This is a genomic window from Pseudomonas sp. NBRC 111119, from assembly GCF_001320125.1.
GTDB classification, from domain to species: domain Bacteria; phylum Pseudomonadota; class Gammaproteobacteria; order Pseudomonadales; family Pseudomonadaceae; genus Aquipseudomonas; species Aquipseudomonas parafulva.
Genome location: NZ_BCAV01000003.1, coordinates 24,778 through 37,778, shown reverse-complemented (window position 1 = coordinate 37,778; position 13,001 = coordinate 24,778). Strand labels below are relative to the sequence as shown.

Here is a 13,001-nt window from a genome sequence, read left to right as displayed (position 1 = left end):
CAGCACCCATCTCAACCTTCTCGGCGATCACAACGATGACCACCCCCAGCCCGTTCTCCCCCGACCACCCGGTCCCCGCTGCCAGGCGCATCTTTGGCGCCCGCGACCTGTTCTCCCTGTGGTTCTCCCTCGGCATCGGCCTGATGGTGCTGCAAGTCGGCGCCATGTTGGCACCGGGCCTGGGCCTTGCCGGCGCGGTGCTTGCGATCGCCCTGGGTACAGGTGTCGGGGTGCTGCTATTGGGCGCCGCCGGGGTGATCGGCAGCGACACCGGGCTGTCCGCCATGGGTACCCTGAAGCTCAGCCTGGGCAGCCATGGCGCACGGTTACCGGCGCTGCTCAACCTGCTGCAACTGGTGGGTTGGGGCGCCTTTGAAATCATCGTCATGCGCGACGCCGCGAGCCTTTTGGGCGCACGCGCGTTCGGCGAAGACAGTGCCTGGAACAGCCCCATGCTGTGGACGCTATGCTTCGGCGCCCTGGCCACCGCGCTGGCAGTCAGCGGGCCGTTGGCCTTCGTGCGCAAGATCTTGCGCGCCTGGGGTATCTGGCTGCTGCTGGGCGCCTGCCTGTGGCTGACCTGGAACCTGTTCGCCAAGGCGGACCTGGCCGCCCTGTGGAACCGCAGCGGCGATGGCTCGATGTCGCTGGCGGTGGGCTTTGACATCGTCATCGCCATGCCCCTGTCATGGCTGCCGCTGATCGCCGACTATTCGCGCTTCGCCCGCGATGGCCGGCAGGTGTTCGGCGGCACGGTGCTGGGCTACTTCATCGGCAATACCTGGCTGATGAGCCTTGGCGTGGCCTACACCCTCGCCTTCGCTGCCAGCGGCGAGGTCAATGCATTGCTGCTGGCCTTGGCGGGGGCGGGCATGGGCATCCCGTTGCTGCTCATCTTGCTGGACGAATCGGAAAAGGCCTTCGCCGATATCCATTCGGCAGCGGTGTCCAGCGGCGTGCTGGTGCCGGTCAAGGTCGAGCACCTGGCCCTGGTGATCGGTGTGCTGTGCACCCTGATTGCCTTGTTGGCCCCGCTGGCCCAGTACGAGAACTTCCTGCTGCTGATCGGTTCGGTGTTCGCGCCGCTGTTCGGCGTGGTACTGGTGGACCATTACGGGGTGCGCCGTCGCCGCCTGCCGACCCAGGCCACTGGGCTGCACTGGCCGGCGTTGCTGGCCTGGGGAATCGGCGCGGTGGCCTACCACGTGATCGCAGCGCAGGCGCCGGACCTGGGGGCTACCCTGCCGGCGGTGCTGCTGGCAGGGCTGACCTACGGTGTACTGAGCCTCAGCCGCGACCGGGGAACAGTTCAGGCTTGATCACGCCGTTGAGGCGCGGGTAGGGGATTTTCAGCTCTACATGGCCCATGGAATACGGCGCGATGGCGTACACCTCGTACTTCACCACCACCGCGCCGTAGGTCAGGGCAATGTGCGGCGAACGTTTGAACGGCCAGGTCTTGAGGAACTCGGCGTCCTTGTCCATGCCGACGCTGATCAGCCAGGCACGGTGGGACTCCTCGACGGTCTTCCAGAACGTGTCTTCCTGGCCGGGTACCAGCATGTCCTGCAAGGTCAGCACCTTGTCCAGCTTGCGTGAGTAGTTGATGAACGCGCGGCCCGGCATGCCATGGGCACCGCCGGTGTCCAGGTAGCTGGACAGCTCGACGATCACCAAGCCGTCATGCTGCTCGCGTACCTTGGCCTGCAGGTAGCTGCTGTTGCGCTTGTCGGCGCTGGCCAGGTACTGCTGCTCGTAGGCTTGCAGCGTGGCCGGTACGCTGCCGCGCGCGTTGTCTTCGGTCAGCTGCAGCAGGCGTTTTTCAACGATTGCATCAAGCTTGGGCAGCGCCGGGAAGTGCACGGTATCAATGTTCACCAGCGGGCAGTCACGTTCGCTGCAGCCGGGTTTCACGTGCTCCCAGGCCTCGCGCTTGACCTCGAGGGGGGCTCGGTAGTTGGGCGCGAACAGGCTCTGGCAAGCACCCAGGGCCATGGCCAGCACAGCCACGGAAGTCAGTTTGACAAGTGTCATGATGATCCTTGCAAGAACAGGGAAAAGTCGGCCTTTGACTGTCGGCACGGCCTTCAGTTCGCCACTAAGCTAACAGAGACACCGCCTGCTGTCCCGTGTGCCCCAACGGTTGCTGCTGGGGGGTGAAACGTGCCAGCGTGCAGAGTAGGATGGCGCGAAGCGGTATCGAGGTAATGAGGATTTCCATGTCAGACACGTTGAATTCAGTGCCCCGGGCGGTCGAGATCGTCAAGCGGGCCAACTGCTTCCAGGGCTTCTACAAGCTCGACAAGCTGCAACTGCGCCATGAGCTGTTTGCCGGTGGCATGGGGCGCGAGATCAGCCGTGAGCTGTTCGTGCGCCACGACGCAGTGTGTGTGCTGCCCTACGACCCGCAACGCGATGAAGTGGTGCTGATCGAGCAGTTTCGCGTCGGCGCCCTGGGCAAGGCCGACAACCCCTGGCTGATCGAGATGGTTGCAGGGTTGATCGACAAGGACGAGCAGCCCGAAGAGGTTGCCCACCGCGAAGCCGAGGAAGAGGCCGGCCTCAGCTTCAGCGCGCTGTGGCCGATGACCCGCTACTTCCCCTCACCGGGCGGCAGTGATGAATACGTTCACCTGTTCCTGGGCCGGTGCAGTGCCGAGAGGGCGGGTGGCTTGCATGGCCTGGAGGCCGAAGGCGAGGACATCCGCGTGCGCGTCTGGTCGTTCGAGGATGCCCTGCAGGCGGTGCGTGACGGCCGTATCTGCAACGCCGCTACCATCATTGGCCTGCAATGGCTGGCGCTGAACCGTGACGAAGTCCGGGGTATGTGGAAGTGAACCTGTTGCGCGAGCGCTACCGGGTCGACCTGGCCGGGCTGCAGGCCGCCTGCGAAGCCAATTACGCCCGGCTGATGCGGCTGCTGCCCGACATGCGCAGCACCCAGAGTTCGCGCCGCATCGGCATGACCCAGGGCGACCAGATGCTCGGTGTGCTGGTGCTCGAAGTGGTGCTGGCCTGCCCCTACACCACCACCCTGCGCGTGCGCCAGGAGCACAGCCTGCCCTGGCTGCCGGTACCGGTCATGGAGGTGCAGGTGTACCACGATGCGCGCATGGCAGAAGTGGTCAGCGCCGAGCATGCCCGCCGGCTGCGCAGCATCTATCCCTACCCCAATGACGCCATGCACCAGCCGGACGAAAAGGCCCAGCTCAACCTGTTTCTCGGTGAGTGGCTGAGCCACTGCCTGGCCTGTGGTCACGAACTGGCAAGCGCCCGCTGAAAGGAGACGGCCGTTGCCGCACCTGAACCCTGCCGGCACCGTGAATGTGGTGCAACTGACCGATGCTCACCTGTTTGCCGACCCTGGCGGCAGCATGCTGGGCCTGAATACCCGTGACAGCCTGCGCCATGTGGTGGCCCAGGCATTGCGCGAGCAGCCGGACACCCACCTGCTGTTGTGCACCGGTGACCTGTCCCAGGATGCCAGCGTTGCGTCTTACGCGGCGTTTCGCCAACTGACCGAAGGCTTTGCCGCACCTGCCCGCTGGTTGCCTGGCAACCATGACGAAGCCCAAGTGATGGCCCAGGTTGCGCCCGAGCTGGTACAACCCGTTACAGACCGGGGCGCCTGGCGCATCATCATGCTCAATACGGCCGTGCCGGGCGCCGCTCACGGCTGGCTCGACGATGCCCAGTTGGCGCTGCTGGATGCCGCGCTGGCCAGTGCGGGCGGGCGGCACTGCCTGGTGTGCATGCACCATCAACCCGTGGACATCGGCTGCGCCTGGATTGCCCCCATCGCCCTGCGCAACGCCCCGGCGCTGTTCGCAGTGGTGGCGCGTTACCCACAGGTGCGCGCCTTGCTGTGGGGTCACGTGCACCAAGAATGGGATGAATGGCGCGAGGGCCGACGGCTACTGGCTACACCTTCTACCTGCATCCAGTTCGCGGCGCGCAGCGAGGACTTCCAGGTCAGCCACGAGCAGCCAGGCTACCGCTGGCTGCGCCTGCATGCCGACGGAATGATCGAGACGGGGGTTGAGCGGGCGCGGGACTTCGTCGTGGCGCTGGACTTCGACAGCCCAGGGTACTGACGGGTACACCAGCGCTGAGCGGTAAAAGTGTTGCCAAACCCGCCACGCAGCGTCAAAACCCGTCGAACGCGCTACACTGCGCGTCCCTGCGCCGGCGTCACCAGGCGCGAAGTCACAGATTCCGGGGGCAGCATGTCGGGTTCCATCCTCTATATCCATGGCTTCAACAGCTCGCCGCTGTCCACCAAGGCGCGCCAGCTGGAGGCTGTCATGCAGCAGATTGGCCTTGCCGAGCAGTTGCGCCTGCCTGCCTTGCACCATCACCCACGCAATGCCATCACCCAGCTCGAAGCTGCCATCGCCGAGCTGGGCGCGCCGTTGCTGGTCGGCAGTTCGCTGGGCGGCTACTATGCCACCCACCTGGCCGAGCGCCATGGCCTTAAGGCGTTGCTGATCAACCCGGCCGTGAACCCGCACAAGCTTTTCGACGGCTACCTGGGCACCCAGCACAACCACCATACCGGCGAGGCCTGGGAACTCACCCACGACCATGTCCAGGCCCTGGCGGCGCTGGAGGTACCACCGCCGGCTGACGCCAGCCGTTACCAGGTCTGGCTGCAAACCGGCGACGAAACCCTGGACTACCGGCATGCCGAGCGCTACTACCGCGCCTGTGCCCTGCGCATCCAGGCAGGTGGCGACCACAGTTTCCAGGGCTTCGCCGAACGGCTGCCGGCCTTGTTGGCGTTTGCCGGCATTGAGCGCGCGCAGTATGCGGCCCTCGATTTTTCTGTATTTTGATTTTTTCGCATTCACCAGACTGACGACGAGACCCCATGGCCAATCCCAGCGCTAGCGCCTATAACGCAGACGCCATCGAAGTCCTCTCGGGCCTTGACCCGGTCCGCAAGCGGCCGGGCATGTATACCGATACCAGCCGCCCCAACCACCTGGCCCAGGAAGTCATCGACAACAGCGTCGACGAAGCCCTGGCCGGCCACGCCCGTTCGGTGCAGGTGACCCTGCATGCCGACCACTCGCTTGAGGTCAGCGACGATGGCCGTGGCATGCCGGTGGACATCCACCCCGAGGAAGGGGTTTCCGGCGTTGAGCTGATCCTGACCAAGCTGCACGCCGGCGGCAAGTTCAGCAACAAGAACTACCAGTTCTCCGGCGGCCTGCACGGCGTGGGCATCTCGGTGGTGAACGCCTTGTCCACCCAGGTTCGTGTGCGCGTGAAACGTGATGGCAACGAATACCAGATGACTTTCGCCGATGGCTTCAAGGCCAGCGAGCTGGAGGTGGTCGGTTCGGTGGGCAAGCGCAACACCGGCACCAGCGTGTATTTCAGCCCGGACCCCAAGTACTTCGATTCGCCCAAGTTCTCTGTCAGCCGCCTCAAGCATGTGCTCAAGGCCAAGGCCGTGCTGTGCCCGGGCCTGCTGGTCACGTTCGAAGACAAGACCAGCGGCGAGAAGGTGGAGTGGCACTACGAAGATGGCCTGCGCTCCTACCTGGTGGACGCGGTCAGCGAGTTCCAGCGCCTGCCCGACGAGCCGTTCTGCGGCAGCCTGGCCGGTAACAAGGAAGCGGTGGACTGGGCCCTGCTATGGCTGCCGGAAGGCGGAGACAGCATTCAGGAAAGCTACGTCAACCTGATCCCCACTGCCCAGGGCGGTACCCATGTCAATGGCCTGCGCCAGGGCCTGCTCGACGCCATGCGCGAGTTCTGCGAGTTCCGTAACCTGCTGCCCCGTGGCGTGAAGCTGGCGCCGGAGGACGTGTGGGAGCGCATCACCTTCGTGCTGTCGATGAAGATGCAGGACCCGCAGTTCTCCGGGCAGACCAAGGAGCGGCTGTCGTCCCGCGAGGCGGCGGCGTTCGTTTCCGGCGTGGTCAAGGATGCCTTCAGCCTGTGGCTCAACGCCCACCCCGAGCTGGGCATGCAGTTGGCCGAGCTGGCCATCAGCAATGCTGGGCGGCGTCTGAAGGCGAGCAAGAAGGTCGAGCGCAAGCGCATCACCCAGGGGCCGGCACTGCCTGGCAAGCTGGCGGACTGCGCAGGCCAGGACCCGATGCGCGCCGAACTGTTCCTGGTCGAGGGTGACTCGGCCGGCGGCTCGGCCAAGCAGGCGCGGGACAAGGAGTTCCAGGCCATCCTGCCCCTGCGTGGCAAGATCCTCAACACCTGGGAAGTGGATGGCGGTGAAGTGCTGGCCAGCCAGGAAGTGCACAACATTGCCGTGGCCATTGGCGTCGACCCGGGGGCCACCGACCTGGCACAGCTGCGTTATGGCAAGGTATGCATCCTGGCCGACGCCGACTCCGACGGCCTGCACATCGCCACCCTGTTGTGTGCCTTGTTCGTCCAGCACTTCCGCGCCCTGGTCGAGGCCGGGCACGTCTATGTGGCCATGCCACCGCTGTACCGCATCGACCTGGGCAAGGAAATCTACTACGCCCTGGATGAAGCCGAGCGCGACGGCATCCTCGACCGCCTGGTGGCCGAGAAGAAGCGCGGCAAGCCCCAGGTTACGCGCTTCAAGGGCCTGGGCGAAATGAACCCGCCCCAGCTGCGCGAAACCACCATGGACCCGAACACCCGGCGCCTGGTGCAACTGACCCTGGACGACGTACAGACCACCTGCGAGCTGATGGACAAACTGCTGGCCAAGAAGCGTGCGGGTGACCGCAAGGCCTGGCTGGAAACCAAAGGCAACCTGGCCGAGGTCATGGTTTGATCCGTCTGCTTCTGGCGGCCTTGCTGGCGCTGGCGGCCCTGCCGAGCGTGGCAGGCGAATGGCCCGAGTTGCAGTTGGTCGCCGAGCACCCCATCGACGGCATGCGTGCCGGCAACCTGTCTGGCCTGGCCCAGTGCCGGGGCAGCCTATGGGGGGTGTCGGACCGTGATGACGACCGCATCTATCGCCTCGACCAGCAAGCCCGCGTGTGGCGTGCCGAACCTCTGCTGTTCGATCCGCCAGCGGTACCGGAAAGCGGCTTGCCATGGGGGCTCAAGACCCGCACCTGGCTTGCGGGCCTGGTGCGCGGTGGCGAGCTGGATTTCGAGGGCCTCACCTGTGACAAGGCGGGCAACCTCTACCTGGTCAGTGAGGCCCATGCAGCGGTGCTGCAACTGCCCGAGGCGGGTCAGCCGGGCTGGCTGAAGATTGACTCGGCCATGGTGCGCCAGGCCCGTGCCAGCGGCATGTTGCTGAACTTCAATGCGTTGTTCGAAGGCCTGGCGATCAACCCGGCAGGGGACCGCCTGTGGCTGGCGGCAGAGCGTGAGCGCCGTGGCCTGGTGGCCATCGAACGGCAGCAGTCGGTGTGGTCCTGTGGCCGTGGCTGTGTGCTGCTGAGCGAAGCCGGTACCGAAATGCAGCCCGCGCAGATGCCCAACGCCCGGCCGCGTTCGCGGGACTTTGCCGACCTGGCCTGGTTTGAGGGCAAGCTGTTCACCCTGGAGCGCAATGCCTACCGTATTTGCCGGCGCGACGTAGACACCGGCCAGGTGGAGCGTTGCTGGTCGTTCGCTGCCGATGCACTGGTTGAGCACCGCCGTTACGACCAGCCGTTCGGCGTGGCCGAAGCGCTGGTGATCGATGCCAAAGGCGCCTGGGTCGGCCTGGACAACAACGAGGCTGCCCGGGCCGACGGCGAGGCACGCCCCATCGTCTGGCGCTTCGCCGCGCCGCAAGGCGGCTGGAGCGCCAAGCCATGAGCCAGGCCCCCGGCAGGCGTGCGGGCAGGGTACTGATGATCCTGGCCTGGGCGGCCGCGTTGTTTTTGGCCACCCGCTACTTTGGTGACTGGGAAGACCGCCAGCGCAACCCCAACGCCCAGGTCCAGTCGTCCCACGGGCAAGGCTTTATCGAGGTGCGCCTGCTGGGCAATGGCCAGGGCCACTTCGTGGCCGATGGCGCCATCAATGGCCAGGTGGTGCACTTCATGCTCGACACCGGCGCCACGGACGTGGCCGTGCCCGAAACCCTGGCTGGCAAGCTGGGGCTCACCCGCGGCAGCCCCGTGGTGCTGAGCACCGCCAATGGCCGGGCTGCCGGTTACAGCACGCGCCTTGCAGATCTGCAACTGGGTGATATCCACCTGCAGAACGTGCGCGCGGTGGTGATCCCCGGCCTGGACGACGACACCGTGCTGCTGGGCATGAGCGCCCTGAAACAACTTGAATTTACCCAGCGCGGCGGCACCATGCTGTTGCGCCAGAACCTGAAATGACGAGGCTCGCATGAGCGACTTACAAGACAGCCTGGATGGCGTAGAACGCCGCTCACTGGCTGACTTCACCGAACAGGCCTACCTCAACTACTCCATGTACGTGATCATGGACCGCGCCCTGCCGCACATCGGTGACGGCCTCAAGCCCGTGCAGCGGCGCATCGTGTACGCCATGAGCGAGTTGGGGCTGGACGCCGACGCCAAGCACAAGAAGTCGGCGCGTACGGTGGGTGACGTACTCGGCAAGTTCCACCCCCACGGTGATTGGGCCTGCTACGAAGCCATGGTGCTGATGGCGCAGCCGTTCAGCTACCGCTACACCTTGGTCGACGGCCAGGGTAACTGGGGTGCGCCGGACGATCCCAAGTCGTTCGCGGCCATGCGCTACACCGAGGCGCGCCTGTCGCGCTACGCCGAAGTGCTGCTCAGCGAAGTGGGCCAGGGCACCGTGGACTGGGTACCCAACTTCGATGGCACCCTGCAGGAACCGGCCGTGCTGCCGGCGCGCCTGCCCAACATTCTGCTCAACGGCACCACCGGTATCGCCGTGGGCATGGCCACCGACGTGCCGCCGCACAACCTGCGCGAAGTGGCCAGTGCCTGCGTCCGTTTGCTGGACGAGCCCAAGGCCACCATCGAGCAACTGTGCGAGCATATCCAGGGGCCGGACTACCCGACCGAGGCGGAAATCATCACGCCGCGGGCCGAGATCCTGAAGATGTACGAAAGCGGGCGCGGCTCCATTCGCATGCGCGCCGTGTACCGCGTCGAAGATGGCGATATCGTGGTTACCGCGCTGCCGCACCAGGTCTCCGGTGCCAAGGTGCTGGAGCAGATTGCCGCGCAGATGCAGGCCAAGAAGCTGCCAATGGTGGCCGACCTGCGGGACGAGTCCGACCACGAGAACCCCTGCCGCATCGTCATCATCCCGCGTTCCAACCGGGTGGATGCGGCTGAGCTGATGCAGCACCTGTTCGCCACCACCGACCTGGAGAGCAGCTACCGGGTCAACGTCAACATCATCGGCCTGGACGGCAGGCCACAGCTGAAAAACCTGCGTGCCCTGCTGCTTGAGTGGCTGGAGTTCCGTACCAACACGGTGCGCCGCCGCCTGCAGCACCGCCTGGACAAGGTGGAAAAGCGCCTGCACCTGCTGGATGGCTTGCTCACCGCCTTCCTCAACCTGGATGAAGTGATCCACATCATCCGCACCGAAGACCAGCCCAAGCAGGCCCTGATTGCCCGCTTCGACCTGACTGAAATCCAGGCCGACTACATTCTCGAGACCCGCCTGCGCCAGTTGGCCCGTCTGGAAGAAATGAAGATCCGCGGCGAACAGGACGAATTGCTCAAGGAGCAGGCCAAGCTCCAGGCCCTGCTGGGTTCCGAGGCGAAGCTGCGCAAGCTGGTGCGCAGTGAGCTGATCAAGGATGGCGAAACCTATGGGGACGACCGCCGTTCGCCGATCGTCGAGCGTGCCGAAGCCAAGGCCCTGTCGGAAAACGAGCTGATGCCGACCGAGCCCGTTACCGTGGTGCTGTCCGAAAAAGGCTGGGTGCGGTGTGCCAAAGGGCACGACATCGATGCCACGGGCCTGTCGTACAAAGCCGGCGATGGCTTCAAGGCTGCCGCTGCCGGGCGTTCCAACCAGTTTGCCGTGCTGATCGACTCCACAGGACGCAGTTATTCGCTGGCGGCCCACAGCCTGCCGTCTGCCCGGGGGCAGGGCGAGCCGCTGACGGGGCGCCTGACCCCGCCACCGGGTGCCACCTTCGACTGCGTATTGATGCCCGAAGACGATGCGCTGTACGTGGTGGCATCCGACGCGGGCTATGGCTTCGTGGTCAAGGGTGAAGACCTGCAGGCCAAGAACAAGGCAGGCAAGGGCCTGTTGAACCTGCCTAACGGTGCCAAGGTGATGACCCCGCGCCCGGTGGCCAGCCGTGAGCAGGACTGGCTGGCGGCGGTGACCACCGAAGGGCGGTTGCTGGTGTTCAAGGTCAGCGACCTGCCGCAGTTGGGCAAGGGCAAGGGCAACAAGATCATCGGTGTGCCGGGTGATCGGGTGGCCAGCCGTGAAGAGTTCGTCACCGATATTGCCGTGATCGCCGAGGGCGCCACGCTGGTGCTGCGGGCCGGCAAACGCACGCTGTCGCTCAAGGCAGATGACCTGGAGCACTACAAGGGCGAGCGGGGCCGACGCGGCAGCAAGTTGCCACGTGGCTTCCAGCGGGTCGACGGGTTGCAGGTCGAGCTCCCGGCCTGACGCCCGCAAGGCCTGCATTGGCGATTTCACCGCCTGTGCGGGCAGAAATGCTGGAGTCGGGCCGCCATTTCGCGGATGATATGCCCCTTGCGGCGCCGGCCTGGCCGTGCGCCCGTTTGAATAATTGTGTATCACTGCGGTATGCCTGAAGGCATCCGCCTGGATGGGATGATGAAATTTCTGCGCATTCCCTTTGCGCTGTTGATGACTGGCTTGCTGGGCTTGGGTGGGTGCACCATGCATCAGCCTGTGGCCCTGTACCAGCTCGACAGCGGTGAGCCTGGCCAGCCGTCGCAGAGTGCTGGCATGGCCGTGGTGCTGGGCCCTGTCTCGGTGGCCGACTACCTGCAACGCGAAACCTTTCTGCAACGCCAGGCTGACGGCAGCCTGAGCGCCGCCACCGATGGCCGTTGGGCCGGTAGCCTTTCTTCGGACATCGACCAACTGCTTGTCCGCCAGCTGGCCTGGCGCCTGGACAGCCAGCGTGTGGTGCTGGCGCCGGCCACAGCGGGTTTCAGCCCGGATGTGCAGGTGCTGCTGTCGATCACGCGGCTGGACTCAGGCAAGAACCAACCGGCCATTCTGGATGCCCAGTGGCGCGTACTCGACCGCCGTGGCCAGGTACGTGACAACCGCATCGTTCACCTTGAGCAACAGCACGAGGGCAGCGAAGCATCCCAGGTGCAGGCCCAGGGCCAGCTGTTGCAAAAGCTTGCTGAGCAACTGAGCACGGCCGTGAAGCCTCTGGCCAACCAGCCGGCGATTGCCGAGGTTGCGCCGAAAAAACCTGCTGCACCTGCACAGGTGAAGAAGCAGCCTGAGAAATCGAAGATCCCCATGGCGTCCCCGATTCGTACCGATATGGAAGTCTATCGGTTCTGATCTTGGCGTTAAGTAAGAAAAAGCCCGCTGATGCGGGCTTTTTTGCGTGCGGCTGCTGGGGTGGGTGTCAGACCCGGCCCTCGTGCATGCGCGCCAGTTGCCGCTCGAGCATGGAGGGGTAGGGCTCCATCAGGCGCTCTACGCAGCATGCGCCTTCTGGGCTGGCGATGGGGCGGATGCGGGCACGTTGGCGGATCAGCGCGTCGTCGCTGATCTTGCGTTCCACCAGCAGCAGGTTGCGGCTGTGCTGCGACAGGGCCAGTGCGTCCTGTACCTTTTCTGCCATCAGCACGTCCACCAGCTCCAGCCCGTGCAGGTCGTTACCCAGGGTCAGGCCGAGCTGCAATTGCAGGGTAATGCCGCTGTCGGCCACCTCGATTTGCAGCGCATGGCCCAGGGCGCGCAGCAGCTCGCCGCAGCAGATGGCATTGGTCAGGTAGTCCTCACCGCACTCGCGGCTGTGGAACAGCACCAGCGTGCTGCCGTCATTGAGGGTGTGGGTTTCACCGTCATACAGCGAGGCGGCTTGCTCCAGGCAGTCCTGGTAGCGTTCGGTCAGCTCGGCCAGGCGGGTGCGTGGCAGGCGCCGCAGCTGCTCCTGCGAGCCCAGCTGCACGGCCAGTATGGCGCTGAACTGGGGTTCATCCGACTCGATGGGCAGCGGTTTGGGCGCGTCGTCATCCAGCAGGCCGGCAAAGGCTTCGTCATCGTCTTCGTCCACTGCAGCCGGCCTTGCCCGTGGTGCAGGCTTGGCGGCAGGTGCGCTGTGCAGGTCAGGCCCCAGCTCGTCCTCGTCTTCCAGCTCCGGTTCCGGCTCTGGAGGCGGTGGTGGGGCCAGGCGTGCGTGCAGCTGGCGGGCGATATCGCCGATCTCGTCCTGGCGGTCGGTGGCCGGGGTGTAGTGCTGTGGGTCACGCAGCCACACCCGCAGTTGCAACAGTGGCAGGGTGATGTAGCGGCCCTGGCGCAGGCTGAGGGTAAGTGCCAGTACCAGCAGAATGGCGGCCAGGATGCCCATGCTCTGCAGGCTGATCAGCATGGGTTGCTGGAACTGGCTCATGTCCAGGCTGATGCGCAGTTGCCCGGCGGTGACGTCCTGGAAGGTGATCTTGGTCTGGTAGACCCCCTCGGTTTCCCCGATCAGGCTGTTGCGCGGGCGCTGCCCGGCTTCGGCGAGGATGCGGTTGTCGACGCTATAGATAGCCGCATGGGCCACCAGCGGGTTCTTCACCAGGTTGCCCAGCAGCACATTGAGGCTGAGGATGTCGTTGGCCACCAGCAGTTCGGTCGCCGAGGTGGCCGTCTGCGTGGTCAGGCTCTGCCCCAGCGCGTCGGCCTGCTCGTGCATGGCCTGCTTGAACTGCAAACCCATCACGCAGGCATAGATCACCAGCGCCAGGGCCACCAGGAAGATGTTGGTGCAGGCGATGCGCAGTGCCAGTGGCACGCGACGTTGACTCAGGGCGCGATAGATCATCAGGAAGAAGTTGTCTGCTTTGACGGGCGTGGGCCGGTTCACTGAGCTCGGCTCTTAATGGCATGAAGTGGGGGGCAGTATAGCGACCCGGGTTTTGTCGGCA

The 13,001-nt window shown here is 65.1% G+C and carries 12 protein-coding genes; 10 read left to right on the top strand and 2 right to left on the bottom strand.

Annotation, left to right across the window (positions count from 1 at the left end; translation table 11 throughout):
- The first annotated feature begins 35 nt into the window (after positions 1-35).
- Positions 36-1,319, top strand: a complete 1,284-nt coding sequence (gene cytX, locus APH25_RS00370; protein WP_060480702.1) for a putative hydroxymethylpyrimidine transporter CytX — start codon at positions 36-38, stop codon at positions 1,317-1,319.
- Here the strand turns inward: cytX and APH25_RS00365 are convergent.
- Positions 1,288-2,034 carry an RsiV family protein gene (locus APH25_RS00365; protein ID WP_060480701.1) on the bottom strand — a complete coding sequence of 249 codons (747 nt, stop codon included), beginning with the start codon at positions 2,032-2,034 and terminating at the stop codon, positions 1,288-1,290. The genes cytX and APH25_RS00365 overlap by 32 nt on opposite strands.
- Positions 2,035-2,219: 185 nt before the next feature.
- Here APH25_RS00365 and APH25_RS00360 point away from each other — a divergent pair, with 185 nt between their 5' ends.
- From APH25_RS00360 to APH25_RS00320, 9 genes are all read left to right on the top strand, one after another.
- Complete coding sequence (locus tag APH25_RS00360) at positions 2,220-2,837, top strand: NUDIX domain-containing protein (RefSeq protein WP_060480700.1); 618 nt, start codon at positions 2,220-2,222, stop codon at positions 2,835-2,837.
- Positions 2,828-3,280: a DUF1249 domain-containing protein gene (locus APH25_RS00355; protein WP_028631859.1), complete on the top strand. Its 453-nt coding sequence runs from the start codon at positions 2,828-2,830 to the stop codon at positions 3,278-3,280. Before APH25_RS00360 ends, APH25_RS00355 begins: the two co-directional genes overlap by 10 nt.
- Positions 3,281-3,320: 40 nt before the next feature.
- Positions 3,321-4,094: a 3',5'-cyclic-AMP phosphodiesterase gene (cpdA, locus tag APH25_RS00350; protein ID WP_060480717.1), complete on the top strand. Its 774-nt coding sequence runs from the start codon at positions 3,321-3,323 to the stop codon at positions 4,092-4,094.
- A 132-nt stretch (positions 4,095-4,226) separates the two neighbouring features.
- Complete coding sequence (locus APH25_RS00345) at positions 4,227-4,835, top strand: YqiA/YcfP family alpha/beta fold hydrolase (RefSeq protein WP_060480699.1); 609 nt, start codon at positions 4,227-4,229, stop codon at positions 4,833-4,835.
- Between the two features lie 35 nt (positions 4,836-4,870).
- Positions 4,871-6,775 (top strand): DNA topoisomerase IV subunit B, encoded by a 1,905-nt coding sequence (parE, locus tag APH25_RS00340; protein ID WP_028631856.1) that lies wholly within the window; start codon positions 4,871-4,873, stop codon positions 6,773-6,775.
- Positions 6,772-7,758: an esterase-like activity of phytase family protein gene (locus APH25_RS00335; RefSeq protein ID WP_060480698.1), complete on the top strand. Its 987-nt coding sequence runs from the start codon at positions 6,772-6,774 to the stop codon at positions 7,756-7,758. The genes parE and APH25_RS00335 overlap by 4 nt, the downstream gene beginning before the upstream one ends.
- Positions 7,755-8,273: a TIGR02281 family clan AA aspartic protease gene (locus APH25_RS00330; RefSeq protein ID WP_028631854.1), complete on the top strand. Its 519-nt coding sequence runs from the start codon at positions 7,755-7,757 to the stop codon at positions 8,271-8,273. Before APH25_RS00335 ends, APH25_RS00330 begins: the two co-directional genes overlap by 4 nt.
- Before the next feature lie 10 nt (positions 8,274-8,283).
- Positions 8,284-10,539, top strand: coding sequence for a DNA topoisomerase IV subunit A (gene parC / locus APH25_RS00325; protein WP_060480697.1), 2,256 nt, complete (start codon positions 8,284-8,286; stop codon positions 10,537-10,539).
- 171 nt (positions 10,540-10,710) lie between these two features.
- Complete coding sequence (locus APH25_RS00320; RefSeq protein WP_028631852.1) at positions 10,711-11,421, top strand: membrane integrity-associated transporter subunit PqiC; 711 nt, start codon at positions 10,711-10,713, stop codon at positions 11,419-11,421.
- Between the two features lie 67 nt (positions 11,422-11,488).
- Here APH25_RS00320 and APH25_RS00315 read toward each other — a convergent pair whose 3' ends face one another.
- Complete coding sequence (locus APH25_RS00315) at positions 11,489-12,940, bottom strand: AhpA/YtjB family protein (RefSeq protein WP_060480696.1); 1,452 nt, start codon at positions 12,938-12,940, stop codon at positions 11,489-11,491.
- Positions 12,941-13,001 lie beyond the last annotated feature (61 nt).